At 58.1% G+C, this 413-nt stretch carries 1 protein-coding gene; it reads right to left on the reverse strand.

The window, feature by feature from the left end:
• On the reverse strand, positions 1–413 hold a 413-nt coding region (locus SOP95_RS31830; RefSeq protein WP_323609562.1), incomplete at both ends, for an S-adenosylmethionine:tRNA ribosyltransferase-isomerase.

Genomic DNA, 413 nt, shown 5'->3' on the forward strand with positions numbered 1-413 from the left:
GCCGAGGCGCTGGGAGTAAACCGTCTGATAGCGTTCGCGGTCCGAGTCTTCGTCGGGGCGATCTATATAGGGAGGCAACGGCATATGGCCGACGCGTTCCAGCAGCGGCAATACCTCTTCGGCAAACTTGAGTTCGAACAGCGCATCATGACGCGCCACCATCTCGGCTTCGCCACCGCCATCGATCAGTATGGAGGATCCCGGTTTCGGCGACTTGCTCGAACGCACATGGGCCAGTACGCGATGACTGTCCAGTACTCGCTCAACCAGAATTTCAAGCTTGCCACCAGATGCTTTCTGGCCAAACAGCCGCGCCGGAATCACCCGGGTGTTGTTGAACACCATCAGATCGCCAGGGCGCAAATGCTCAAGCAAATCAGTGAATTGACGGTGTGCGAGGACGCCACTCACCC

Origin of the sequence: Pseudomonas sp. YuFO8, from assembly GCF_035065025.1 — a bacterium.
GTDB classification, from domain to species: domain Bacteria; phylum Pseudomonadota; class Gammaproteobacteria; order Pseudomonadales; family Pseudomonadaceae; genus Aquipseudomonas; species Aquipseudomonas putida_AE.